Source organism: Micromonospora sp. NPDC126480, assembly GCF_040302465.1.
Lineage (GTDB): Bacteria > Actinomycetota > Actinomycetes > Mycobacteriales > Micromonosporaceae > Micromonospora.
On sequence record NZ_JBEORU010000008.1, the window covers coordinates 94,916 to 119,668 of the forward strand.

General features: G+C 72.9%; 21 protein-coding genes. 13 read left to right on the forward strand and 8 right to left on the reverse strand.

Annotated features, from left to right (window positions below):
* Nucleotides 1-103 precede the first annotated feature (103 nt).
* Both ABTW87_RS10160 and ABTW87_RS10165 read left to right on the forward strand, forming a co-directional pair.
* Complete coding sequence (locus tag ABTW87_RS10160; protein ID WP_350650463.1) at nt 104-1,087, forward strand: NAD(P)-dependent alcohol dehydrogenase; 984 nt, start codon at nt 104-106, stop codon at nt 1,085-1,087.
* A gap of 147 nt (nt 1,088-1,234) precedes the next feature.
* Complete coding sequence (locus tag ABTW87_RS10165) at nt 1,235-1,972, forward strand: PRC and DUF2382 domain-containing protein (RefSeq protein ID WP_350650465.1); 738 nt, start codon at nt 1,235-1,237, stop codon at nt 1,970-1,972.
* Between the two features lie 238 nt (nt 1,973-2,210).
* On the opposite strand, the gene ABTW87_RS10170 is transcribed toward ABTW87_RS10165, so the two are convergent.
* Genes ABTW87_RS10170 through ABTW87_RS10185 form a run of 4 tightly spaced genes read right to left on the reverse strand, consistent with a single transcriptional unit; the run spans nt 2,211 to nt 6,586 of the window.
* Nucleotides 2,211-3,416, reverse strand: a complete 1,206-nt coding sequence (locus ABTW87_RS10170) for an ABC transporter ATP-binding protein (RefSeq protein WP_350650466.1) — start codon at nt 3,414-3,416, stop codon at nt 2,211-2,213.
* A gap of 9 nt (nt 3,417-3,425) precedes the next feature.
* Nucleotides 3,426-4,259 carry a carbohydrate ABC transporter permease gene (locus tag ABTW87_RS10175; RefSeq protein ID WP_350650467.1) on the reverse strand — a complete coding sequence of 278 codons (834 nt, stop codon included), beginning with the start codon at nt 4,257-4,259 and terminating at the stop codon, nt 3,426-3,428.
* 1 nt (nt 4,260) lies between these two features.
* Nucleotides 4,261-5,256 (reverse strand): carbohydrate ABC transporter permease, encoded by a 996-nt coding sequence (locus ABTW87_RS10180; protein ID WP_350650468.1) that lies wholly within the window; start codon nt 5,254-5,256, stop codon nt 4,261-4,263.
* A 49-nt stretch (nt 5,257-5,305) separates the two neighbouring features.
* Complete coding sequence (locus ABTW87_RS10185; protein ID WP_350650469.1) at nt 5,306-6,586, reverse strand: ABC transporter substrate-binding protein; 1,281 nt, start codon at nt 6,584-6,586, stop codon at nt 5,306-5,308.
* A gap of 236 nt (nt 6,587-6,822) precedes the next feature.
* Here ABTW87_RS10185 and ABTW87_RS10190 point away from each other — a divergent pair, with 236 nt between their 5' ends.
* The 5 genes from ABTW87_RS10190 (at nt 6,823) to ABTW87_RS10210 (ending at nt 10,239) form a co-directional block, all read left to right on the forward strand.
* Nucleotides 6,823-7,401 (forward strand): mycothiol-dependent nitroreductase Rv2466c family protein, encoded by a 579-nt coding sequence (locus ABTW87_RS10190; protein WP_350650470.1) that lies wholly within the window; start codon nt 6,823-6,825, stop codon nt 7,399-7,401.
* A gap of 242 nt (nt 7,402-7,643) precedes the next feature.
* Nucleotides 7,644-8,474: an endonuclease domain-containing protein gene (locus ABTW87_RS10195; protein ID WP_350650471.1), complete on the forward strand. Its 831-nt coding sequence runs from the start codon at nt 7,644-7,646 to the stop codon at nt 8,472-8,474.
* A gap of 140 nt (nt 8,475-8,614) precedes the next feature.
* Nucleotides 8,615-9,319 carry a VOC family protein gene (locus tag ABTW87_RS10200; RefSeq protein WP_350650472.1) on the forward strand — a complete coding sequence of 235 codons (705 nt, stop codon included), beginning with the start codon at nt 8,615-8,617 and terminating at the stop codon, nt 9,317-9,319.
* Nucleotides 9,320-9,490: 171 nt separating this feature from the next.
* A complete protein-coding gene (locus tag ABTW87_RS10205) occupies nt 9,491-9,922 on the forward strand; it encodes a RusA family crossover junction endodeoxyribonuclease (protein ID WP_350650473.1) in 432 nt (143 codons plus the stop codon).
* A gap of 47 nt (nt 9,923-9,969) precedes the next feature.
* Nucleotides 9,970-10,239, forward strand: coding sequence for a hypothetical protein (locus ABTW87_RS10210; RefSeq protein WP_350650474.1), 270 nt, complete (start codon nt 9,970-9,972; stop codon nt 10,237-10,239).
* Between the two features lie 200 nt (nt 10,240-10,439).
* Here the strand turns inward: ABTW87_RS10210 and ABTW87_RS10215 are convergent, their stop codons facing one another.
* The 3 genes from ABTW87_RS10215 to ABTW87_RS10225 all read right to left on the reverse strand — a co-directional run bounded on the left by ABTW87_RS10215 (nt 10,440) and on the right by ABTW87_RS10225 (nt 15,148).
* Entirely contained in the window at nt 10,440-11,219 is a 780-nt protein-coding gene (locus ABTW87_RS10215) for a L,D-transpeptidase family protein (RefSeq protein ID WP_350650475.1), read from the reverse strand.
* Between the two features lie 479 nt (nt 11,220-11,698).
* Nucleotides 11,699-12,403 (reverse strand): HAD family hydrolase, encoded by a 705-nt coding sequence (locus ABTW87_RS10220; RefSeq protein ID WP_350650476.1) that lies wholly within the window; start codon nt 12,401-12,403, stop codon nt 11,699-11,701.
* Between the two features lie 63 nt (nt 12,404-12,466).
* Nucleotides 12,467-15,148 carry an MGH1-like glycoside hydrolase domain-containing protein gene (locus ABTW87_RS10225; RefSeq protein WP_502891562.1) on the reverse strand — a complete coding sequence of 894 codons (2,682 nt, stop codon included), beginning with the start codon at nt 15,146-15,148 and terminating at the stop codon, nt 12,467-12,469.
* Nucleotides 15,149-15,247: 99 nt separating this feature from the next.
* On the opposite strand from ABTW87_RS10225, the gene ABTW87_RS10230 reads away from it, so the two are divergent.
* The 6 genes from ABTW87_RS10230 to ABTW87_RS10255 all read left to right on the forward strand — a co-directional run bounded on the left by ABTW87_RS10230 (nt 15,248) and on the right by ABTW87_RS10255 (nt 24,051).
* The gene (locus tag ABTW87_RS10230) at nt 15,248-17,185 is read left to right on the forward strand and encodes an amylo-alpha-1,6-glucosidase (RefSeq protein ID WP_350650477.1); all 1,938 of its coding nucleotides are present in this window, start codon (nt 15,248-15,250) and stop codon (nt 17,183-17,185) included.
* Nucleotides 17,186-17,329: 144 nt separating this feature from the next.
* Entirely contained in the window at nt 17,330-18,658 is a 1,329-nt protein-coding gene (locus ABTW87_RS10235) for a glycosyltransferase family 4 protein (protein ID WP_350650478.1), read from the forward strand.
* 159 nt (nt 18,659-18,817) lie between these two features.
* Nucleotides 18,818-20,491, forward strand: coding sequence for a serine/threonine-protein kinase (locus ABTW87_RS10240; protein ID WP_502891559.1), 1,674 nt, complete (start codon nt 18,818-18,820; stop codon nt 20,489-20,491).
* A gap of 88 nt (nt 20,492-20,579) precedes the next feature.
* Nucleotides 20,580-22,244, forward strand: a complete 1,665-nt coding sequence (locus tag ABTW87_RS10245; RefSeq protein WP_350650479.1) for a serine/threonine-protein kinase — start codon at nt 20,580-20,582, stop codon at nt 22,242-22,244.
* A 101-nt stretch (nt 22,245-22,345) separates the two neighbouring features.
* Nucleotides 22,346-23,155 carry a metal-dependent hydrolase gene (locus tag ABTW87_RS10250; protein WP_350650480.1) on the forward strand — a complete coding sequence of 270 codons (810 nt, stop codon included), beginning with the start codon at nt 22,346-22,348 and terminating at the stop codon, nt 23,153-23,155.
* Nucleotides 23,156-23,160: 5 nt separating this feature from the next.
* Nucleotides 23,161-24,051 (forward strand): amidohydrolase family protein, encoded by an 891-nt coding sequence (locus ABTW87_RS10255; RefSeq protein WP_350650481.1) that lies wholly within the window; start codon nt 23,161-23,163, stop codon nt 24,049-24,051.
* A 1-nt stretch (nt 24,052) separates the two neighbouring features.
* Here ABTW87_RS10255 and ABTW87_RS10260 read toward each other — a convergent pair whose 3' ends face one another.
* Entirely contained in the window at nt 24,053-24,646 is a 594-nt protein-coding gene (locus ABTW87_RS10260; protein ID WP_350650482.1) for a nucleotidyltransferase family protein, read from the reverse strand.
* Nucleotides 24,647-24,753: the final 107 nt, after the last annotated feature.

Consider the following 24,753-nt stretch of genomic DNA (forward strand, 5'->3'; position numbering starts at 1 on the left):
TCCGGCGGCGGTTGAACCATAACCGTCTTGACAGGTGTACGGCGTACACCTACCGTCCTTCACATAAAGGTGTACGCCGTACACCCGAGGCGAGGGAGGCGACATGAAAGCGATCGTCCAGGACCGGTACGGCCCACCGGAGACGCTTCAACTCGCGGACGTCGACCCGCCGGTGCCCGCCGCCGACGAGGTGCTCGTGCGGGTCGAGGCCGCCGCGCTCAACGCGTACGACTGGCACGTCATGCGTGGCGACCCGCGGCTGGCGCGGCTGTCCCTCGGCCGGTCGCGGCCCCGGGCGCGCATCCGTGGCCGCGACTTCGCCGGCCGGGTCGAGGCCGTCGGCACCGACGTCCACCAGGTGCGGACCGGCGACGCCGTCTTCGGCGACCTCGGCGACGCCAACGGCGCGTTCGCCGAGTACGTCTGCGTGCCCGCGGCCCTGGTGGCGCCGAAGCCGGCGAACCTGACACCGCAGCAGGCCGCGGCCCTGCCACTGGCCGGCATCACCGCGCTGATGGGGCTGCGCGACGCCGGGCGGGTTGAGCCGGGCCAGCGGGTCCTCGTCAACGGCGCCTCCGGCGGCGTCGGCACGCTTGCCGTCCAACTGGCCAAGATTCACGGCGCGACCGTGACCGGCGTGTGCAGCACCCGCAACGTCGACCTGGTCCGCTCGCTCGGCGCCGACGACGTCGTCGACTACACCCGCGACGACTTCACCCACGGCGCCGGCCGCCACGACGTCGTGTTCGACCTGGTGGGCAACCGCTCACTGACAGCGCTCCGGCGGGCGCTGGCCCCGGCCGGGACGCTTGTGCTCTCCGGCGGCGGGGTGTACCGCGGCGGCAGCCTCGTCGGGCCGGTCTGGCTCATCGCGCGCGGGCGGCTGCTGGCGCCCTTCATCCGGCACCGCGTCGTCGTGCTCGACACCGGGCCCAGCCGGCAGCACCTCGAGGCGCTCCGCGGCTACGCCGAGGCCGGCCGCCTCACCCCGGTCATCGACCGGACCTACCCGCTCCACGAGGTGCCCCAGGCCGTCCGGTACCTCGAAGGCGAACACGCGCGGGCCAAAGTCGTCATCACCATCTAGTCGGTGACGCGCCGCGCCATCGCGGTGACACGGGACACCTGGGACACCTTCCGCGGCCGCTCCGCTGCTCCTGTCCGGCCGGCGACGAACGAATCCGGCCCCGGCCCCCGGGTATCCGAGAAGTGAACCCAGAGGGAGGCAGCAGCCATGACAATCAGCGCACAGCAGGCCAGTTCGCTGTACGGGCAGGACATCCGCGACCGATCGGGCAAGACGATCGGTACCGTCGCCCAGATCTGGACCGACGCCGCCGGGCAACCGACCTGGGTGAGCGTGACGGGCGGCGCCATGGGCGCGAAGGAGACCCTCGCGCCGCTGCAGAAGGCACGCATCGGTGGCAACGGCGTGTCGGTCGACTACGACACGTCGACCGTCAAGGACGCCCCTGCCGTGGACAGCGACCGCGAGGAGCCGCTCAGCACCGCCGAACTGCAGCAGCTCCACGCCCACTACCACCTGCCCGCGCAGGGTAGGCCCGGCGCGGCGGCACGGGCCCCCGCGCCCGGCGCCGGGAACGACCTGATCCGCTCGGAGGAACGGCTGCGGGTGGGCACCGAGAGCCAGCCCGCCGGCACGGCCCGGCTGCGCAAGCACGTGGTCACCGAGGACGTCCACACCACCGTCCCGGTGGAGCACGACGAGGTGCACGTGGAGCGCGAGCCGATCGCACCGGAGCAGGCGCGAAGCGTACGCGGTGAGATCGGCGAGGCCGAGCAGGAGATGACGCTCCGCGCCGAGCGGCCCGTGGTGGCGAAGGAGACCGTGCCCGTGGAACGGGTCCGGCTCGCCAAGGACGAGGTCGTCGAGGATCAGCCGGTCGACGACCAGATCCGGCGGGAACGGGTCGACGCGGACATTCCCGAGCCGTCCCGGCGTCGCCGCTGACGATGCACACACACCGGGCGGGTGGGCCGATGCGGCCCACCCGCCCGCGTCCGTGACCGGCCCAGCGTCGCCCCGCCGCCGGCCGCCGCGATCGGCCGACTCGCCGGCTGCCCACGGGTCACGGGTCAAGGGTCGCGGGTCACGGGTCACGGCCCACGGGTCGCAGTTTCGGGGAAAGTGCGGCCTGCCATGCGGTGGAGGCAGCACTTTCCCCGAAACTGCTGGGTTGACGAGGATGTCAGTCGGCCAGCGCCCCGGCGGCACGGCCCTCGTGCAGGGTCAGGTTGCGGCCGTTGGTCGGGTCGAACAGGTGGATCTTCTCCAGGTTGAACCAGACCCGCCGGCTCTCCCCCTCGCGTACGCCGGACTCGGCCGACAGCCGGGTGACCAGGCTGGCGCCGCCACCGGTGAAATCCGCGCCAGCGTCGGCGGCCAGTTCCTCCAGCTCGGCGGCGCTGGCCCGCTCCCCCTCGACGGAGAAGTAGACGTACTTGTCCGAGCCCATCGACTCGACGATGTCCACCGGCGCCTCGAACTCCATGCCCCGGCGGCGGGTCTCGTCGTCGACCAGTTCGGCGTCCTCGAAGTGCTCCGGCCGGATGCCGAGGATCAGCTCACGCGGCGCGTCGGCGCCCTCAAGCTGGTGCCGGACCCGCTCGCCGAGCGGCACGTCGCCCAGCGCCGTGCGCAGTGCTCCGTCCTCGACGGCGGCGTGCAGGAAGTTCATCGCGGGCGAGCCGATGAACCCGGCGACGAACAGGTTGCGCGGGTGGTCGTACAGCTCCTGCGGCGGGCCGACCTGCTGCACCGCGCCGCCCCGCATGATGACCACCCGGTCGCCGAGGGTCATCGCCTCGGTCTGGTCGTGGGTGACGTAGACCGTGGTGGTGCCGAGCTGCTTCTGCAGCCGGGACACCACCGTGCGCATCTGCACCCGCAGCTTGGCGTCCAGGTTGGACAGCGGCTCGTCCATCAGGAACGCCTTGGGCTGCCGGACGATCGCCCGCCCCATCGCCACCCGCTGCCGCTGGCCGCCGGAGAGGTTGGCCGGCTTGCGGTCCAGCAGCGGGGTCAGCTCCAGGACCTTGGCCGCCTCCTCCACCTTCTGGTGGATCGTCTCCTTGTCCAGCTTCGCCAAGCGCAGCGGAAACGCCATGTTCTCCCGGACGGTCATGTTCGGGTAGAGGGCGTACGACTGGAACACCATCGCGATGTCCCGGTCCCGGGGCGCCTTGTCGTTGACCCGCTGGCCGGCGATGCGCAGCTCGCCCGAGCTGATGTCCTCCAGGCCCGCGATCATGTTGAGGGTCGTGGACTTCCCGCAGCCGGACGGGCCGACCAGGATGACGAACTCACCGTCGGCGATCTCCAGGTCGACGTCCTGGACAGCCACGGTGCCGTCCGGGAACTTCTTGCTCACCTTGTCGAGCACGATGTCAGCCACGACTACCACCTATCCCTTGACTGCGCCGGAGGTCAGGCCGGAGACGATGCGGCGCTGGAAGAAGAGCACGAACAGGATGATCGGAATGGTGATCACCACGGCGGCGGCGCAGATCGCCCCGGTGGGGTCCTCGAACTGCGACTCGCCGGTGAAGAACGACAGCGCGACCGGCACCGTACGGGCCCGTTCGGTGGAGGTCAGCGTGACGGCGAACAGGAAGTCGTTCCAGCAGAAGATGAAGACCAGGATCGCCGTGGTGAACAGCCCCGGCGCGGCCAGCGGCGCGATGACCCGGCGGAACGCCTGGCCCTGGGTGGCGCCGTCCATCTTCGCCGCCTTCTCCAGATCCCACGGGATCTGCTTGAAGAACGCCGACAACGTGTAGATCGCCAGCGGCAACGCGAACGTGATGTACGGCAGGATCAGGCCGGGCCAGGTGTCGAAGATGCCGAGCTGCCGCTCGATCTCGAACAGCGGCGACACCAGCGACACCTGCGGGAACATCGCGATCAGCAGGGAGACGCCGACAAGCAGCCGCTTGCCGGGGAAGTCCAGCCGGGAGATCGCGTACGCGGCCATCGCGCCGAGCACCACCGCGATGAACGTGGCGATCAGCGCGATGCCGATCGAGTTGACCAGGGCCCGGACGAACTGGTCGGTGTCGAAGATCGTCCGGTAGTTCTCCAGCGTCCACTCGCGGGGGATGAACTTCCCGTCGGTGAGCGTGGCCGGGGTCTTGAACGACAACGACACGATCCACAGCACCGGGATCAGCGCGAAGACCACCACGACGACGTCGAGCAGTCCCCAGCGCAGCTTGGCCTTTGTGGTGTTGTCCGCCATGTCAGCGCCTCTCCCCGTCGTCGCTGCCGGGGGCAGCGGTTCCGAACAGCTTCACGAAGATGAAGGCGATGATCGCCACGGTGATGAAGATCAGCACCGACATGGTGGACCCGATGCCGAGGTTCAAACCGCGGATCAGGTTGTTGTAGGCGATCATCGACACCGACGACGTCTCGTTCGCCCCGGACGTCAGGATGAAGATGTTGTCGAAGACCCGGAACGCATCCAGCGTGCGGAACAGCAGCGCGACCAGGATCGCCGGCTTCATCACCGGCAGCATCACCTTCGTGAACCGCTGCCACGCCGTCGCCCCGTCCGTGGAGGCCGCCTTCAGGAGGTCCTCCGGCACCAGGGCCAGGCCCGCCATCAGCAGCAGCGCCATGAACGGGGTCGTCTTCCAGATCTCGGCGAGCATGATGATCGCCAGCGAACTGGCCCGCTCGGTGAGCGGTGCGCTTCCGTCGAACAGGTTCGCCAGGTATCCGGTGCCGGGCGTCCACGCGTACCGCCAGGAGAAGGCGGCGACGACCGTGACGATCCCGTACGGGATCAGCGCCGCGGTCCGCACGATGCCCCGGCCGACAAGCGTCCGGTGCATGATCAGTGCGAGCCCCATGCCGAGCACCAGCTCGACGGCGACGGTGACGACGGTGATCAGCATGGTCACACCGAACGCCGTCCACCAGAACTCGTTGGTCAGCACGGTGACGTAGTTCTCCAGCCCGATGAACTGCCGCTCGTCGGGGAAGCGCAGGTCGAAGCGCTGCAGTGACAGCCAGACCGAGTAGAGGATCGGGTACGCCGTCACCAGCACCATGACCAGCGCGGCCGGTGCGCAGAGCAGCCAGCCGAGCTTGCGTTCGGCGCGCTTGTTCTCGCTCAGCGGGGCCTTGCGGCGGCCGGCCCGCTGGGCGGGCACGACCGCGTGCCGCCCGGTGCGGCCGGCGGTCTCGTCGGCGGAGACGTCCGCCCCCGCCGGCGTCGCGTTGATGCTCATGCCGTCACCTCCCGGCGGCCGGAGTCGACCGGGTAACGGGTGCACTCGCTCACGGCAGGACCCCCTTCGATTCCAGCGCGTCGGAGATGGCGTCGCGTAGTTCGTCCGCGGTCGCCTCCGGGTCGATCGCCGACGGCGGCGAGAGGATCGCCGACATCACCGTGGAGATGCTCTGGTACGCCGGGGTCAGCGGCCGCACCGCCGGCTCCTTCAGCTCCTCGAGGATCGTCTCCTTCATCGGGTACGCCTCGGTCATCTCCGGGTCGTCGTAGACGCTCTCGATGGTCGGCGGGACACCGTCGTTGATCGCGGAGAACTTCTGGTTCTTCTCGTTGCGGAGGCACGTGGCGGCGTCGAACGCCTCCTCCGGGTGTTCCGAGTAGGCGCTGACGGCCAGGTTCACGCCGCCGATCGTGACCTTGCTCGGTGTGCCCGGCTCGATGCCCGGCACCCGCGCCCAGCCGACCTGCTTGGCCAGCTCCGGGTCCGCCTCCTGCAGCGCCGGGTAGACGAAGGGCCAGTTCAGCTGGAACGCCCCGGCGCCGGACTGGAACTCCAGCCGGACCGGGTCCTCGGTGGCGTTGCTGAACGACGGCGACGTCACGCCCGCCGTGGCGAAGCGCTGCAGCTGGGCGAGGGCTCGCACCGTCCCCTCGTCCATCACCGCCTCGGTGCCGTCGTCGTTGAGGATCCGCCCGCCGGCGCTCTCGACGAGCGTGTTGAAGAGCACCACCAGGCCCTCGTACTGGGCGCCCATGGTGAGCACCTGGTACGGCTTGCCCTGGTTCTTCAGCTCCTGGGCGGCGACGATCATCTGGTTCCACGTCGCCGGCGGCCCGGGCACCAGATCCTTGCGGTACCAGAGCAGCTGCACGTTCGTGTTCTTCGGCGCCGCGTAGAGCCGGCCCTCGTAGCGGGCGGTCTCCAGCGGGCCCTCAAGCGTGCCCTGCTCGGCCTCGGCCCTGTCCTCGCCGGTCCACTCCAGGATCCAGTCGGCGCTGGCGAACTCCTGCGTCCAGGTAACGTCGAGGCCGAGCACGTCCATGCCGGTGTCCTCGGCGGCGAGCCGGCGGACCATCTGCACCCGCTGCTCGTCGGCCTGCCGGGGCAGCACCCGGTACTCGATCCGGTAGCGCCCCTGCGCCTGCGCGTTGCAGTCGTCGACGACCTTCTGCAGGTTCTGCTCCGGCGGGTAGTACAGGTTGATCGTGGGTGTGCCCTCGTCTCCCCCGGTCCCGCAGGCGGCCATGGGTGCCACCAACGTCAGCGCCGCGGCCGCCGCCAGCGCGCGGGCCCGCCGCCGCCCTCCGGCCTGGTCAGAGTCGCTCATCACCCCTCCCCTCCTTCTCGGCCAAAGCCGGGGGGAAGGCTCCCGTGCCCCGGCGCACGGCGAGACGGACGGGGCGTCGACCAGTGCGCCGGTCGCGCCCCGGGCGTTTCGTGGCCCCAACACTGCCCGACCTGCGAAGTTCCGAAACCTGGTGCGACCGCGACGGGACCGACAGTGGCGGATGTGGCGCGCGTCACCGCGCTGCGGACCCGGGCCTCGGCTCGTACGCTCGGCCGATGGACGTCACCTTCTTCTTCGACCCGGCCTGCCCATGGACCTGGCGAACCTCCCGCTGGCTGGTGACCGTCGCCGACGCCCGTACCCTGCGCATCCAGTGGCGGGCGTTCAGCCTGGCCATCCTCAACGACGGCACGGTCCCGCCGGAGCACGCCGAGTCGATGGAGGCCGCCAGCCGGGCGCTGCGCCTGGTCGAGGCGCTGCGCGCCGAGGGCCGGCACGACGACAGCGGCCGGTTCTACGCCGAACTCGGCGCGCGCACCCACGACGCCGGCAACCCGCCGGGTCCGAAGATCCTGGACGCGGCCGTCGAGGCGGCCGGGCTGGGCGAGGCGGCGTCGGCCTTCGACGACGAGCGCTGGGACCAGGCGGTACGCGAGTCGCACGCGCTGGCGTACGCGTCGGCGGGACCAGACGTCGGCTCACCGGTGCTGATGGTCCCCGGCGCCGACCGCGGCCTGCACGGCCCGATCCTCACCGAGGTCCCCGGCACCGACGACGCCCTGACCATCTGGGACTGCACCGTCCCCCTGATGCGCCTGTCGACCTTCCACGAACTGAAGCGCGCCCGCCACTGACCCCCTGCCCCCTGCCCTGCCCCGCCCCAAGATCCGCGCAACTTCGGGGAAGATGCCCCCTCGCCGCGCGACGAGGCAGCATCTTCCCCGAAGTTGTTCCGCCGGTGAGTCGGCGCGGGGCGGAGCGGGGTTATCCACAGGGGCAGACGGGGGCGATCGCCGTCGTCCAGGGTGGATGGATGCCGGTTTCTCCTCGACGGCCCGCGCGCCTGCAGGGGCGCATCTTTCGCGGGTCGCAGGCCGTGTCTGAGGGACTGCTCACCCGCGCTGAGCTCCGGAGCAGCGCGTGGCGGCCCGTCTTCAAGGACGTCTACGCCGATGCCCGGCTCGTCGTCTCGCACTCGGCGCGCTGCGCGGCGGCGGCACGGTGGTTGTTTCCGCCCGGCGCGGCGATCGCCGGACGAAGTGCCGCGGCTCTGTTCGGAGCCGGACGCATCGAGGCGCACGAGTCACTCGACGTCCTGGTACCCACCGCACGACGGTTCGGTCCGGTGGCCGGCCTGGCCGTGCACTCCGGCAGCCTGCCCGGCACCGACGTGGTCCTCCGGGCCGGTGTTCCGGTCACCACGCCGGAGCGCACCTGCTGGGATCTCGCGCAGTGGCTCCGGGTGGAGGATGCCGTCGCTCTGGTCGACGTACTCGTCCGTCGCCGGCTCGTCGACCCCGCGCAGCTCAGCGAGCGGACGCGCCGGCACTCGGGCGAGCGCGGCTGGAAGCGGATGCTCCGGGTCGCCGACCTGGCCGACGGTGGTGCGGAGTTGCCACCGGAGTCCCGCCTCCGGGTCCGGCTCGTCCTGGCCGGCCTGCCCGCCCCGGTCACCCAGTTCGTTGTCGTACGGGACGGGGCCTTCGTCGCCCGGCTGGACCTCGCCTGGCCGCAGTGGAGGATCGCGATCGAGTACGACGGCATCTGGCACCACGACCCGGACCAGCTGCACCGCGATCGGCGCCGCCTCAACCGGCTGGTCGGTGACGACTGGATCGTCCTGCACCTGACCTCGAAGCGCTTCGCGACCGACTTCGACGGCTTCCTCGCCGAAGTACGCCACGCCATCCGCACCCGCAAGCGCTGAGAACCCCGAGCAGGACCTGCGCAACTTCGGGGAAACTGCTGCCTTCTCCGCACGCGAGGCAGCATCTTCCCCGAAGTTGCGGCCCCCGGAGGGGGCGCGGTGGGGCGGCGGTGCGGGCGGCGGGCGGGCATGATGGGGCCGTGATCGCGCGGTTCAAGGATCTCTGTCTCGATGCTGCCGACGCCCACGCCCTGGGCGGGTTCTGGGGGCGGGTGCTCGACGGGGAGGTCGTGGACGTCGGCGGTGGGGACACCCGGGTGGATCCGCGGGGGGCCCGCTCGGGCGTCGAGTCGATCTGGGTGAACCGGGTGCCCGAGCCGCGCACCGGCAAGACCCGCGTACACCTGGAGCTGCGGCTGCCCGGCGCGGACCCGGCGCCGCTGCTGGAGGCCGGCGCGCGGTTGGTCCGCGAGCCGGACGCCGAGATCAGCTGGTGGGTCCTCGCGGACCCGGAGGGCAACCTGTTCTGCGCGTTCGCGGCCCGGGACGACAGCCGACCCGGGCCGTTCGAACTGGTGGTCGACACGGCCGACCCGACCGCACAGGCCCGGTGGTGGGCCGGCGTGGTCGGCGGCACCGTGGAGACCAGCGAGGAGGGGGACGCCTCCATCAGCGGGGCGGCCGGCTTCCCCTGGGAGTACTGGGTCTTCGACCCGGTGCCCGAGCGTAAGACGGTCAAGAACCGGATGCACTGGGACGTCGACCTGGTCGACCCGGAACCGACCGCGCTCGTCCGGGCCGGTGCCACACTGCTGCACGAGCCGACCGAGCAGGCCAGGTGGTGGGTGCTGGCCGACCCCGAGGGCAACGAGTTCTGCGCGTTCCCGCCGCGTCCCACCGAGTGAGCGGACGGTTACCCGGCGCCCACCAGGTGGACTAGCGTTGACCTGCGCGTTCGCCACCGCTGTCGACACGCCTCGGCCGACCCCGGCCCGCCCGATCGGTTGGTTCTCGCGGGATCTCCCACCGCCACCGCACCGGTTGGGCAGGATCGTCCCCAACGAGGAGGTGCCGTCGTGCAGGACACCCGCGCTCTCGCCCTGACGTTCGAGGTGAGCGGCCTGCCACCGGTCAAGACCGAGGCGCTGTCCATCTTCGCCGCCGGGCACCGGCAGGCGACGAGGGTCCGCGCTCTCCTCCAGGCGGCCTGTGCGGCGGCCCAGCAGACCGGCTGGACCCCGCTGTCCGGGCCGATCGAGGTGGACCTCGTGCTGCGCTGCCCGCCGGGGCACCGCACCTCCGACGCGAGCACCCTGCTCGGCGGGGTGTGCGCGGTGCTCCAGGACAAGAAGCGGGTGAGCAGCATCGGCCTGGCCCACCTCGGCGTCCTGGTGGACGTCGCCCTCTACGACGACGACCGGCAGATCCGGAAGTTGTCGTACCGGGAGGAGCCCGCGGAGGACTTCTCGTACCAGGTACGGGTGGCCGCCGTACCGGCCGCGGTTTGACCGACGGCCGCGGTGGGGTACCGCGGTCGCCGAGGAAGGGAGCGCCGATGTCGGAGCCACACGTCACGCTGGACCCCCGTGATGCCGTGCAGGAGAAGCTGCGCGGCCCGCTGGAGGATCAGCTGACATCGGCGCTCAAGGCCGCCACCGAGCGGGTGCGGGCCAGCTACGCCGGCGAGCCGGTCGAGCAGGTCTGCCAGCGGCTGCTGGACGAGACCCGGGCCGGCCTGCACCCGGACATCGCGGCGGGCTTCAACCCCGACATGGATGAGTTCTGCCGGGTGGCCGTGGCGATCGTGCGCGGCGCCGCCACCTGACGCCCGCCCGTCCGCCAGGGCGAGCCTGCGCAGCGATCGATTGGCCGGCCCGCCTGTCGAGCTGCCCACACCGGTGGGGCAGGTGTCACGCCGCGAACCGTCGCACCCGCCGACCGATCGGAGCTGTCCGCCAGCACAGGCCCCAGCGGACACGGGCCCGACCGGGTGGTCGAGCCGGCTCAGCGCTTCGGTGCGCGCCGTCAGTACCGGGACAGGTTCTGGACCGGGCACATGACGATGCGGGGGTTCGCCCTGGGGTCCAGCCACCGGAGCACGCCGACCAGGTGGTCGTGGGACAGGCCGACGCAGCCGGCGGTCGCGTTGCCCCCGGCGGTGCTGAACTCGTGCAGGAAGATGGCGCTGCCGGCGTACGGGACCGGCTTCGGCACGGTCGGCGGCATGTTGTAGGTGATCACCGCGAAGTGCGTGTACGCGGGCTTCACCGTCCAGAGCGCCTCGCTCCAGCCGCCCGGGTTCGTGCTGGTGTGCTGGAACGTGTTGTACGCCGCCGACTCCGGGTTTCCGTTCCACCAGTCGTTGGTCACCAGCCGGTGGTACGGGTAGCGGACGCCCGGGCTGGCGGCGATGCCGTACATCGTCGGGCCGATCGCGTACGCGCCGGTCGGCGTGGTGGCCCCGCCCTCGACGTGGTTGTCGCTGAAGCCCTTCGAACCGATCCGCGCCGGCAGCGGCGCCGAGACGGGCCGCCACCGCCGGCCGGAGAGGGTGAAGCTCTCGAGCGTCGCGTAACTGGTGCCGTAGCCGGTGGCGTTGACCAGGATGACCTGCCGCGTGTCGGCGGGCAGGGTGGTGAGCTTGTCCGCCTTGGTCTTGCCCAGGTAGCGGCGCGGAAGAGGCCCGGTGGGCACCGAGCCGCCCGCGTCGCGATCGGTCACCACCGCGGCGGCGGGGGTAGCTCCGGCGACGGCGGGCGCGGCCACACCGGCCGCCGCGCCGAGGATGAGGGTACGCCGTTTCATGTCGACGATCCTGGCACGCGACGCAGCCGACCGCCGCCCCGAAAACCATGACATTTCCGACCAGCCGCGAAAGTGCTGCTTTGCCGTGAAAGAAAATGGGTCAGGACCGGGTCCGCAACTCCCCGGCCCTGACCCCAGCCGTCCGGCGTGGTAGCGGACATCGCCATGGTGGACACGCGGGCGGGGCACGCCGCCCACGTCGGGCCCACCACAGCGATCCGGCCCGCCTGCACTCAGCTCCACGGTGCCCAACTACCGGACTCGGCGCGCCCCCGACTCACCCCGAAGAGGCGTGGACGCCGGATCAGGTTATGAGCGTTTCTCCAGCTCGGACAAGGTGTGCGACGCCCGTGGCAGCGTGATTGATGTCAAGCTGCAAAAGCGGCATGTCGGCGTAACGCACCGCCCGGAAGCAACGCTGTTTCCCCTCGAAGCGAGGACTGCGCTTCGCGCCGGCATCGGTGTCCGGAGACCCTCGCTCAAAAGTGGTGGAGCAGGTCCGGGAAGGCCGCGAGGTGCAGCACCCCCGCGTCCGTCGCGTCCAACTCGTCGTGCTCCAGCACCCAGGTGTGCTCGTTCGGGATGAACACGGCGTTCATCCCGGCCGCCCGGGCCGGCGCGATGTCGGACTTCGGGGAGTTCCCGATCATCCAGGCGCGGGCCGGGTCGAAGTCGTGCTCCTTGGCGAGCCACCGGTAGGTGTCCACACTCTTCTCCGGCACGATGTGCGCGGCCCGGAAGTGGTGCAGCAGGTCGGCGGCGTCGAGCTTGCGCTGCTGCTCCTCCCGCTCGCCCTTGGTGAGCAGCAGCAGCTCGTGCCGGCCGGCCAGTTCGTCCAGCGCCTCGGCGACCCCCGGCATCAGCTCCACCCGGTGCTCCACCAGAGCGACGGCGAGCTCGTGGATCTCCCGCCGCTCGGCCTCGGTGGCCGGCCGCTCCCGCAGGTGCTCGAAGCACTCCCCGAGGCTGCGCAGGAAGACCTTGCTGCCGTAGCCGTGCGCGACGGAGTTCGCCCGCTCGATGTCATCGAGGATGGCTCTGATCTCGGTACGGTCCAGCGTCGGGTGGTCCACCCACCCGAGGAAGTCGTCGATGACCCGCTCGAAGACGACGTTGTTCTCCCAAAGCGTGTCGTCGGCGTCGAAGACCAGCACCTGCCCGTGCCGTCGCGTCGCGTCCCCCATCGGTCCCCCTCCCCGTCAGCGACCCACCGTAGTGCGGGACGCCGGTCGCGTCATCCGAGTTGCTCAGGTGCGGCGGAGGGTGAGGATGAGGTCGGCGACCAGGGCGGTCCAACCGGTCTGGTGCCAGGCCCCGAGGCCGGCGCCGTTGTCGCCGTGGAAGTACTCCGGGAAGCAGATCAGGTCCCGCCAGTCCGGGTGGGTCTGGAAGAGCTGCGCGGCGCCGTAGATCGGCCGCCGACCCCAGTCGTCCCGGGTGAACAGGCTGATCAGCCGGGCCGACAGGTCGTCGGCGATCTCGTCGAGGCTCCGCTTCACGCCGGAGCGGGTCGGGTACTCCACCTGCAGGTCGTCGCCGAAGAAGGCAGCGTAGTCGCGCAGCGCGCTGATCAGCAGGAAGTTCGTCGGCATCCAGATCGGGCCGCGCCAGTTGGAGTTGCCGCCGAACAGCCCGCTTGTCGACTCGGCCGGCTCGTACCCGACACAGCACTCCTGCCCACCGAGGGTGACCGCGAACGGCTTGTCCAGGTGCGCGCGGGAGAGCGTACGCAGCCCGTACTCGGACAGGAACTCGTCGGTGTCGAGCATCCGGGCCAGCAGCCGGACGAGCTGCTCCGGACCCACCATGGACAGCAGGCGCTGCTGGCGGCCGTCCCCGCCGAGGCGGCGGGACCCGATCACGGCCGCGTACTCGGGTCGGTTGGTGAGGAACCAGCGCAGCCGGGCACCCAGCTCGGGCAGCCGGTGCAGGGTCCGCGCGGTGAGCCGGGTGACCGCCGCGAGCGGCAGCAGCCCGACCACCGACCGCACCTTCAACGGGACCTTCGTGCCGTCGGCCAGCCGCAGCACGTCGTAGAAGAAGGCGTCCTCGTCGTCCCACAGCCCCTGCTCGTACCCGGCGGCGGCGATGTACGCGAAGTGCTCGAAGAACTTCGTCGCGGTGTCCACCCAGGTGCGGTCGTGCTCGGCGAGAACGACGGCGATGTCCAGCAGGTTGAGCGCGTACATCGCCATCCAGCCGGTGCCGTCGGACTGCTCCAGCACCCCGGCGACCGGCAGCGCCGCCGAGCGGTCGAACGGCCCGACGTTGTCCAGCCCGAGGAAGCCGCCCTCGAACACGTTGTTGCCGCCGGTGTCCTTGCGGTTGACCCACCAGGTGAAGTTCAGCAGCAGCTTGTGCATCACCCGCGCGAGGAACGCGTGGTCGCGGCCCCCGTCGATCTCGAACACCTTCAGCGCCGCCCAGGCGTGCACCGGCGGGTTCACGTCGCCGAACGCCCACTCGTACGCCGGGATCTGCCCGTTGGGGTGCAGGTACCACTCGCGGAGCAGGAGCAGCAGCTGCTCCTTGGCGAAGCCCGGGTCGACCCGGGCGATGCTCACGCAGTGGAACGCGAGGTCCCAGGCGGCGTACCAGGGGTACTCCCACGGATCCGGCATCGAGATCACGTCGAAGCTGGTCATGTGCCACCAGTGGCTGTTGCGCCCGTGCCGGCGGCCGGCCGGCGGCGGCGTCGAGCCGGGATCGCCCTCCAGCCACCGCTTCACGTCGAAGTGGTAGAACTGCTTGCCCCACATGAGCCCCGCGATGGCCTGCCGGGCGATCAGCGCCTCGTCCGGCGTCGCCGCGGCGGGGATCACCCCGGCGAAGAAGCGGTTCGCCTCGGTCCGCCGCGCCCAGACGACCGCGTCGAAGCCGTCGCCCAGGTCTGCGGGCGGCGGCGGCGTCCCGCCGGGCGGTGGGGCGGTACGGGTCAGCCGCAGCCGGATCTGCCGCTGCTCGCCGGCCGGCACGGTGAGCACGTAGTGCAGGGCGCCCTTGGTGCCCTGCCGCTGCGGGTTGACCGTCGGCGCTCCGTCGACCACGTGGTCGTTGATCCCGTCCTTCGGGTAGCGCGACCGGCTCGGCAGCCCCCACAGCCGCTCGGCGTTCGTGTCGTTGTCGCACAGCAACGGGGTGGGCTCGCCGTCGCCCTCCAGCAGCAGCTGGCCGAGCACCCAGTGCTCGCCCACCAGCCGGGCACCCGGGCCACCGGGTGCCGCGCCGGCCTCCGACCCCACGAGGAGGGGCACCCGGTCCCCGCCGGGCAGCCCCCACGCCCAGGTGTTGCGGAACCACAGCGTCGGCAGCACGTGCAGGGTCTCGGCCCGGTCGCCGCGGTTGGCGACCGTGATCAGGACGCACAGATCGGTCGGGCCGGCCTTGGCGTAGTCGACGGTCACCGCCCAGTACCGGTCGTCGTCGAAGATCCCGGTGTCGACCAGCTCGTACTCGGTGTCGTCGCGGCCGCGCAGCGCGTTGACCGCGACCAGTTCGTCGTACGGGAAGGCGGCCTGCGGGTAGTGGTAGCGCCAGCGCATCCACGAGTGCGTCGGCGTGCTGTCGAGGTACCACCAGTAGTCCTTGGCGTCCTCGCCGTGGTTGCCGCCGTCCCCGCCGAGCCCGAACATCCGTTCCTTCAGGATGGGGTCGCGGCCGTTCCAGAGGGCGAGGGCGAAGCAGAAGGTCTGCCGGTCGTCACAGACGCCGGCCATGCCGTCCTCGCTCCACCGGTAGGCTCGGGACCGCGCGTGGTCGTGGGGGAAGTAGTCCCACGCCGTGCCGTGCTCGCTGTAGTCCTCCCGTACCGTCCCCCACGCCCGCTCGGACAGATAGGGACCCCATGCGCGCCAGTCCTGCTCGCCCGCGTCGGCCTGCGCGAGCCGGGTCCGCTCGGGGTCGGGGGCGGAAGCCTCGTAGGGCGGCATGTCGGTGATCACTCGCCCATCTTCGACGCCGCCGGGGTACCTCACCACAGCGGCCATTCTTCCCATGCCGTGTCACTCCTCGCCGCCGGTGGAGGGAAATTGATCGACATCACGTTCGGTCCGCAGGTGTGCGGCGAGCTGAGCAGCGCGGCCACCCGCGAGTGGCTGGTCACCGACGGGCTCGGCGGGTACGCGATGGGCACCGTCGCGGGGCTGCGTACCCGTCGTTACCACGGTCTGCTCGTGGTGGCCGGGGAAACCCCGGCGTCCCGACGGGTGGGACTGGCGAGCCTCGACCCGGCCGTGCTCCTCCCCTCCGGCGCCCGGGTGCGTCTCGGCGCGCACGAATGGGCCTCCGGTGACGTCGACCCGCGCGGCTTCGAGCTGCTCGAACGCTTCGACCTGACCGACGGGCTGCCCCGCTGGCGGTGGCGCATCGGCGACGTGGTGATCGAGCGGGAGCTGGCGGCGGTGTCCGGCCGCCCCTGCGTCGCGGTGGTGCACCGGCTGGTCACCGGCGGTCCGGTACGGCTGGAGCTGGCCGCGGCGTGCACCTGGCGGGACGCGCACGGCGAGCGCCGGGCCGACGGGCCCAGCCCCCGGATGGACCCGGTCGCCGACGGCGCCGTGATCGAGGGCGCGTTCCGGCTCGCCGGCCCGGGCTGGGTGCCGGAGGGCCAGTGGTGGCTGGGCGCGCACCACCGCGAGGAGGCCGCGCGGGGTTTGCACCCGGACGAGGACCTCTGGTACGCGGGCCGCTTCGCCGGCGCGCTGGACCGGCCCGGCGACACTGTCTCGGTGCTCGCCTGGGCGGGCGACCCGGCCGCCGAGCCGCCACCGGGGCCGGCGGTGGTCGCCGCCGCCCGGGCCCGCAACCGGGCGGTGGTGGCGTCGGCGCAGCCGGCCGACCCGGTCGAGGCGACGCTCGTCCTGGCCGCCGACGCGTTCGTGATCGGCACCGACCGCGGGCCGGACGTGGTGGCCGGGTACCCGTGGTTCGGGGCCTGGTCGCGGGACACGATGATCTCGTACGAGGGGCTGTTCCTGTGCACCGGCCGCGCCGACGAGGGCCGGGCGCTGCTGCGGTCGTACGCGGCGACGCTGTCGGAGGGGATGCTCGCGAACACCGCCGACACCGGCCGGGTGGAGTACAACACCGTCGACGGGACGCTGTGGTTCCTGCACGCGGTGAGCCGCCACGTCGCCGTCACCGGTGACACCGATCTGGCCGCCGAGCTGCTGCCGGCACTGCGGGGAGTCGTCGACGCGCACCTGGCCGGCACCCGGTTCGGCATCGCGGTCGACGCGGCCGACGGGCTGCTCACGCAGGGCGCCCCGGGCACCGCGCTGACCTGGATGGACGCCCGGGTGTACGGGGTGCCGGTGACGCCACGTACCGGCAAACCGGTCGAGGTCAACGCGCTGTGGATCAACGGGTTGGCCGGGCTCGCCGAGCTGGCGGAGACGGCCGGGCAGGACGCCGCGGAGCTGCGACGGCTGCACGACCGGGCGGTCGGGGCGTTCAAGGAGCGGTTCCCCGCCCCCGCCGGGTGGCTGCACGACGTGGTGGACGCGCCCGCGCCGGCGTACCCGCTGGGCGGGGCCGCCGTCCACGACGACGACCTGCTGCGCCCCAACCAACTGCTGGCCTGGTCGCTGCCGTACGCGCCGCTGGACCCGGACGAGCCGACGCTGCGCCGGGTCGCCGCGGAGCTGCTCACCCCGCTCGGGCCCCGCAGCCTGTCCCCCGAGGCGCCCGAGTTCGTGGGTCGGCACCGGGGCGGCCCGGCGGAGCGGGACAGCGCCTACCACCAGGGCACGGTGTGGCCGTGGCTGCTCGGCCCGTTCGTGGACGCCTACCGGCGCGCCAAGCTCCCGGTGGACGAGCTGTTCGTCGGTGTCGAGGCGCACCTGGCCGAGTTCGGCCTCGGGTCGGTCAGCGAGACCGCGGACGGGCTGCCCCCGCACCGGGCCACCGGGTGCCCGTTCCAGGCGTGGTCGGTCGCCGAGCTGCTGCGGGCCCGCCGCGTCCGGTAGGGGCCGCTTTACAGTCTCGCAACGGCGGTGTCTCCGCTGGTTAGCCCGCAACCAGCAGGATGAGTTCCGATCCAGTCGCGGCGAACGGGGCACCGGAAGGGTGCCGGTCGGCGCGCGCTCGGGGACAACTCAAGGGGGCCGCGCATGCCACCAGACGCCGACGTGATCGACATCCAGCCCGCCCGGCAGCAGCGCGTGCTGATGCTGTCCTGGGAGTACCCGCCGGTGCTCGTCGGCGGCCTCGGCCGCCACGTGCACGCCCTGTCCGTCGCCCTCGCCGCCGCCGGCCACCACGTCACCGTCGTCACCCGCCACGCCGACGGCGCACCCCTGCAGGAACACACCGACGGCGTCCACATCATCCGCGCCACCGAAGACCCCGTCCGCTTCCCCCTGGCCACCGACAGCCTCCTCGCCTGGACCATGGCCTTCAACCACACCCTCACCCGCGCCGCCCTACGCGCCACCGAAACCAACACCTACGACGTCATCCACGCCCACGACTGGCTCGTCGCCCACACCGCCATCACCCTGCGCGAACACCTCGACATCCCACTGACCACCACCATCCACGCCACCGAAGCCGGCCGCCACCAAGGCTGGCTGCCCCACGAGATGAACCGCACCATCCACGGCGTCGAACACTGGCTCACCACCGGGTCGAGCCGGGTCATCACCTGCTCCGGGTACATGCGCGACCAGGTCACCACGCTCTTCGAGGTGCCGGCGAGCCACGTCGACGTGGTGCCCAACGGCGTCGACGACCGGGCGTGGCGGGCCCGCCCCCGGGCGGTCGCCTCGGCCCGGGCTCGGTTCGCCGGGGACGGCCCGCTTGTCGGCTACGCCGGCCGGCTCGTCTACGAGAAGGGCGTGCAGCATCTGGTGCACGCGGCACCGTACCTGCGCCGGCGCCACCCGGGGCTGCGGGTGCTGATCGCCGGCGACGGCCCGTACCGGGAGGAACTCGTCGGGCAGGCGCGGCGGCTGCACCTGGACGGCACGGTCCGCTTCGCCGGGTTCCTGGACGCCGGGCAGCTGCCGGCCGTGCTGGGCGCCACGGACGCGACCGTGGTGCCCAGCCTCTACGAGCCGTTCGGCATGGTCGCCCTGGAGGCCGCCGCGGCGGGCGCGCCGCTCGCGGTGTCCGCGACCGGTGGCCTCGCCGAGATCGTCGAGCCGGGGGTCACCGGGGTGACCTTCCCGCACAGCGACCCGGACGCCCTCGCCGGCGCGGTGGACCGGCTCCTCGCCGACGAGGTGTTCGCCCGCCGGGTGGCCCGTCGCGCCCGCGCGATGGTCGGCGAGCGGTACGGCTGGGCGGCGATCGCGGCGCGGACCGCCGGCACGTACGCCGCCGCGCAGCGGGAGCACGCAACGGCCGGGCGGCACGCCGCCACGCGGGTCGGTGCGGCCCGGAGTCCCATCGAGATCCCGGAGGGCAACCTCCTCGCGGTCGGCGGCGCCACCGGCTGAGCCACCCACCGCCGACGGACGTCCGTCGCCGTGCGCGCTTCGGCGGATGCGCGCTCCCTCGCCCGGCCGGGAGGTCATCGGGTGACGCGCGGGTCCGCGGGGCGGCCCGCGGTCCGCGGCAGCCTCTATGGTGTACGCCGGGCCACGGATGGGAGCACTGTGGAGCGAGTGCTGATCGCCGGCCGGTACCGGCTTCTGGAACTGGTCGGGCGCGGCGGCATGGGCCGGGTGTGGCGGGCTCACGACGGGGTGCTGCACCGCGAGGTCGCGGTCAAGCAGGTCGTACCGCCGGCCTGGCTGACCGGTACGGAGCGCGACGAGGTCCGCCGCCGCACGCTGCGCGAGGCCCGCACGGCCGCACGCATCGACCACCCCAACGTGGTCAAGGTGTACGACGTGGTGTCGGTGGGCGACAGCCCGTGGATCGTGATGGCGTACGTGCGGTCGCGGACCCTGCAGGACGTGCTGGACGACGACGGACCGCTGTCTCCGGCGCGGACCGCCGCGATCGGGCTGGACCTGCTCGCCGCCCTGCGCGCCGCGCACACCGCCGGCGTGCTGCACCGCGACGTCAAACCGCCGAACGTGCTGGTCACCCCCGACGGGCGGGCGCTGCTGACCGACTTCGGGCTGGCCGTCTTCGACGGCGGTGACGGGTCGATGACCCGGCCGGGGATGGTCCTCGGTTCCCCGCAGTACGTCGCCCCGGAACGCGCCGCCGAGGGGGTGTCGAGCGTCGCCGCGGATCTGTGGTCGCTCGGCGCGACCCTGTACGCGGCGGTGGAGGGAAGGTCCCCGTACGCCCGCAGCACCGCGATGGCGACGCTGAGCGCGCTGGCCGCGCAGCCGCCGGACCCGGCGGCGAACGCCGGGCCCCTGGCCCCGGCGCTCGCCGGGCTGCTGCGCCGCGACCCGGCCGACCGCACCGACCACGAGGAGACGCGGCGCCGGCTGGCCGCGGTGGCCGGCCCGGCCGCGCCGCCGTCGCCGGACCCGGCGACGGTGACCGGACCGGCCGTCAGGGCGGGCGGAGTCGACGGGCCGGCCGGGCGTCTCCGCGCGGGCCGGCTGCTCGCGCGGCGGTGGGCGCTGGCCGCCGCGGCGGTGCTTGTCACGGTCGCCGCCGGCGTGGGCACCGCGCTCGCGGTGGCCGACGATCCCGGCTACCGGGCGGACGGCTTCGTCCCGACCGGCGGCCCGGTCCGGGACGACCGGGACGGCCCGGCGGCGGCGAACGACCTGGGTCCGACCACCGTGGCCGAGTACCCGGGCCGGCCCGGCGATCCCCCGCCGCCACGCGGCCGGGGTGCCTTCCCGCCGCCGCCGTTCCCGTGTGTCCGCCCCGATGTGGTGGGCGAGCCGGTGATCGCCGCGTCCCCACCCGCCGGGGAGCGGTTCCGCCCACCGGGCGGCTGGGTGTGGCACGCCGACCGCCGGGGCTTCCGGGTCGCGCTGCCCTCCGGCTGGCGCTACTCCGGCCACGGCACGGTGGCCTGCTTCCAGGACCCGGTGACCGGGCGGGCGCTCAGTGTCGCCGGTGGACGGGACGCCGGGGTCGCCCTGGACCGGCTGCGCGCGGTGCGGGAGCGGGAACTGGCGGCCGGCACGCTGCCGGCGTACGCGGAGTTCCGGCTCGGCCTGACCGGCACGGCGGCGGAGTGGGAGTCCGGGTGGGTCACCCCGCACGGCGGCCGGCTGCGCGCGGTGCAGGTGATTCCGACCGAAGGGCCCGCCGCCGGCTGGACGCTCGGCTGGATCACCCACGAGCACGACTGGCCCGCCGCGACGGCGCAGTTCGCCACCGTCCGGGCCAGCCTGCGCGTCGGCCGCTGACCTCGGCCGCGACACAGCCCCGCCCCGGTGAGAAACGCCGCGCCCCTCGATATGTTTGTGACCGGGGGTGACCGAGGGGGAACGGCACGTGCGGGATCGGCTGATCGCGGGACGGTACCGACTGCGCGACCTGGTCGGTACCGGCGGGATGGGCCGGGTCTGGCTGGCGCGCGACGAGATGCTGCACCGGGACGTCGCGGTCAAGGAGATCGTCCCGCCGGGCTGGCTGGCCGAGGCCGAACGCGACCAGGTACGGCTGCGCACGCTGCGGGAGGCGCGGACCGCCGCCCGGCTCACCCACCCCAACGTGGTACGCGTCTACGACGTCGTGCACGTCGGGGACAACCCGTGGATCGTCATGGAGTACGTGCGGTCCCGCTCGCTCCAGCAGATCATCACCTCCGACGGGCCGCTGAGCCCCCGCCGTACCGCCCGGATCGGGCTGGCCGTGCTGGCCGCGCTGCGGGCCGCGCACTCGGCGGGCGTGCTGCACCGGGACGTCAAGCCGCACAACGTGCTGGTGGCCGACGACGGGCGGGTCATGCTCACCGACTTCGGGTTGGCCACCTTCGACGGCGGCGACGGGGCGATGACCGGGCCGGGCATGGTGCTCGGCTCGCCGGAGTTCGTCGCGCCGGAACGCGCCCGCGACGGGGTCTCCGATCCGCGCACGGACATGTGGTCGCTGGGTGCGACGCTCTACGCGGCGGTCGAGGGCCGCTCGCCGTACGCCCGGTCCAGCGCCATGGCGACGCTCAGCGCGCTGGCCGTCGAGCCCCCCGACCCGATGCGCCGGGCCGGGCCGCTGCGACCGCTGCTCACCGGCCTGCTGCAACGGGAGCCGTGGCGGCGGTTGACGGCGGTCGAGGTCGAACCGCTGCTTCGCGCGGCGGCATCGGCCGACCCCGAGCACGCCGCCGGGCCGGCGCCGCCGCCCGGCACGGACACCGGCCGGCCCCCGTCGGACCGCGACGGCCCACCGCCGCGGTCCGGGCGACCACCTCCGCCCGCTGGGCCGGCGAGCGACCCCGGCACGCCGGCTGCCCCCGCCGTCCACCGGCGGGGGTCGACCGGCCCGGCGCGGCGGCGGCGACCTCGCCGGCGCACCGCCGTGGCGGCGGTGGCCCTGCTGCTCGCCGCGGCGGGCATCGGCGGCGGCCTGCTCACCCGGGCCGGTGGCCCGGCGGACCGGGCGGACGGCACCGGCGGGGGCGGGGCACCGGACCGGCGCACGCCGTTCGCCTGCGCGACGCCCCCCGCGGTCGCCACGCCGGTGCCGTCGGTGCCGCCACCGTCGGGCGCGCTGCGCCTGGTTCCCGGCTGGACGTGGCACGTGGACCCGGGCGGGTGGCGGATCGCCACGCCGGTGGCCTGGCTGCGCTGGACGGAGGGGCCGGTCACGTGCTTCCAGGAACCCGACGGTGTCCGGGTGCTCAGCGTGGAGACCGGGCCACGGCGGGCCGACCCGGTCGCCTGGTGGCGGGCCGAGGAGCGGCGGCTGACCGGCGACGGTTCCCTCGCCGGTTACCGCAACGTCGGCATCTCCGCCCTGGACGACTTCTTCGACGGCGCCGCGGTCTGGGAGTGCGCGTGGGTGAACCCGGCCGGCGAACGGGTGCACACGGCCCGGCTGCTGGTGAACGTGTCGGCCGGCCGCGCGTACACCGTGTCGTGGCTGACGAAGGAGTTCGACTGGGCGGTGAACACCCAGTACTTCCTGATGATCCGGCAGAGCTTCACACCGCTGCACTGACCGTCCATCGCGGAGCGGCCGGGCGTCACCCCTCCCGGTGCGGGGCTGAACTACAGTGACGTAGTTTCCGGCGACCAAGATCCCCAGGAGGGTGAGCGGGCATGATGGGACCGTCGCACGCGCTGTCCGGCGCGGCGGTGTGGCTGGCCGGGTCCTGGGCGCTGGACCACTTCGCCGGCTACGAGCAGTCACCGCTCGCGCTCGCCGTGGGTACCGCCGTCTGCGCGGGCGGGGCGCTCTTCCCCGACCTCGACCTGTCCGGCAAGGTGACCCGCAACCAGGGCGGGGCGACGGTCGCCCGCACCTTCGGCGTGTTCTCGCTGTTCCTCGCCGAGGTGATGGAGAAGGTGTCGCTCGGGGTCTACTACGCCACCAAGCTGAGCCGGGACCCGCGCCGCAGCAACGGCCACCGCACCCTGACCCACACGATCCCCTTCACCGTGCTGGTCGGCTGGGGCACCACCACGCTGTGCGCCGCGTACGGCAAGTGGGCGGTGATCGGCATCCTGTTCTTCATGTTCGGTCTCGCGCTGCGCGGGCTGTTCGACGAGTGGGCCGAGCGCGCCGGCTGGGTCGTCGTGACGCTCGCCTCGCTCGGCGCGGCCTGGTTCACCTTCGCCAACCTGCCGGGCGACCGGGGCTACCCGATGATCGGGCTGGCCGTCGGGGTCGGGTGCTTCGTGCACATCCTGGGCGACATGATCACGCGGGCCGGCGTGCCGATCCTCTGGCCGATCCCGATCAAACGCCGGATGTGGACGCCGGTCAGCCTGCCGGACTCGATCGCCCTGCGGGCCGGCGGCAAGACCGAGGTGGTGGTGGTCCGGGCCGCCCTCACCGTCATCGCGGTGCTCGCCGCCGTCGGGCTGGTCGCGCCGTCGCTGCTGCAACGCTTCGACATCGAGGTCTGAGCGGGGTGTCCGGGGCCGACGACGCCGAGGTGCCGGCGTTCTGGCAGCGGCTCGGGCTGCCCGGCCTCGCCGACGTGCACGTACATTTCCTCCCGCCCCGGCTGCTGCGCCGGGTGTGGGCGTACTTCGACGCGGCCGGGCCGCTGGTCGGCACCGAGTGGCCCATCCGGTACCGGTGGAGCGACGCGGAGCGGGTCGCCCACCTGCGCCGGCTGGGCGTGCGGGCGTTCACCGCCCTGGCGTACGCCCACAAGCCCGACATGGCGGTCGAGCTGAACCGGTGGACGCTGGACTTCGCCCGGGCGACGCCGGGTTGCCTGCCGTCGGCGACGTTCTTCCCGGAACCGGCCGCGCCCCGGTACGTGGCCGACGCGCTCACCGAGGGGGCCCGGGTCTTCAAGGTGCACGTGCAGGTCGGCGGGTTCACCCCGACCGACCCGGCGCTCGACCCGGTCTGGGGGCTGCTGGCCGAGGCCGGCGTGCCGGTGGTGGTCCACGCGGGACACGCCCCGGTCGGCACCGCGCACACCGGCCCCGAGCCGTTCGCCGCGGTGCTCGCCCGGCACCCGGGGCTCACCGCCGTCGTGGCGCACCTCGGCGCGCCGGATTACGTGGCGTTCCTCGACCTGGCTGAGCGGTACGAGCGGGTCCGGCTGGACACGACGATGGCGTTCACGCCGTTCTTCGACCGCTTCGTGCCGTTCCCCGCCGGGGAGCTGCCCCGGCTGCGGGAGCTGGGGCTGGCCGGAAAGGTGCTGCTCGGCAGCGACTTCCCGAACCTGCCCTACGCGTACGCGGAGCAGCTCGTCGGCCTGGCCGGGCTCGACCTGGGCGACGACTGGCTGCGCGCGGTCTGCTGGGGCAACGCGGCGGCCCTGTTCGGCCTGCCCGCCTGACTCAGACCCCGACCCGCTGCTCGGGAACGGTCAGGCCGTAGAGGGCCATCAGCTCCGGACTGTCGACGCGGCTGCCGTCGGCCACCGAGTCGCAGGCGATGTCGACGATCTGGTCCTTGTGCGCCAGCAGGTACGGCCGGGCGCCGACGTCGGCGCTGGCCAGCGTGGCGATGCCGGACCAGTGCCGGCGGCCGAACAGCATCGGGTACGCGCGCAGCCCGCCGTAGGTGGCGCAGACGAGCACGTCCGGGTACGGCAGCGCGGTGACCCGGCGGACCGCCGCGGCGGTCAGGCCCGGCATGTCCACCGGCACCACGACGACCGCCTCGATCCCGTCGTCGTCGATCGCCGCGAGGCCGGCCCGGATGGACGAGCCGACGCCGGTCCCCCAGGCCCGGTTGACGACAACCGTGGCGCCGGTCAGATCCGCCGTTTCGCGTACCTGGTCCGCCGCGGCACCCAGGACGACCACGATCTGCTCGCAGCCCGCCTCCGTCATCGTGTCGATCATCCGGCTCACCAGCGGCTTCTCGCCCAGGTGCAGCAGTGCCTCCGGGCCGCCGATCCGGCGTCCCCCGCCCGCGGCGATGATCATTCCTGCGATCCGGTTCAGCTGCGCTCCCTCCACAGTGGGACCGGTCCGGGCACCACCGGGCCTCGTCCGTCCCCTCGTACGCACACCGTCTGCAACGAGCGTGGTCG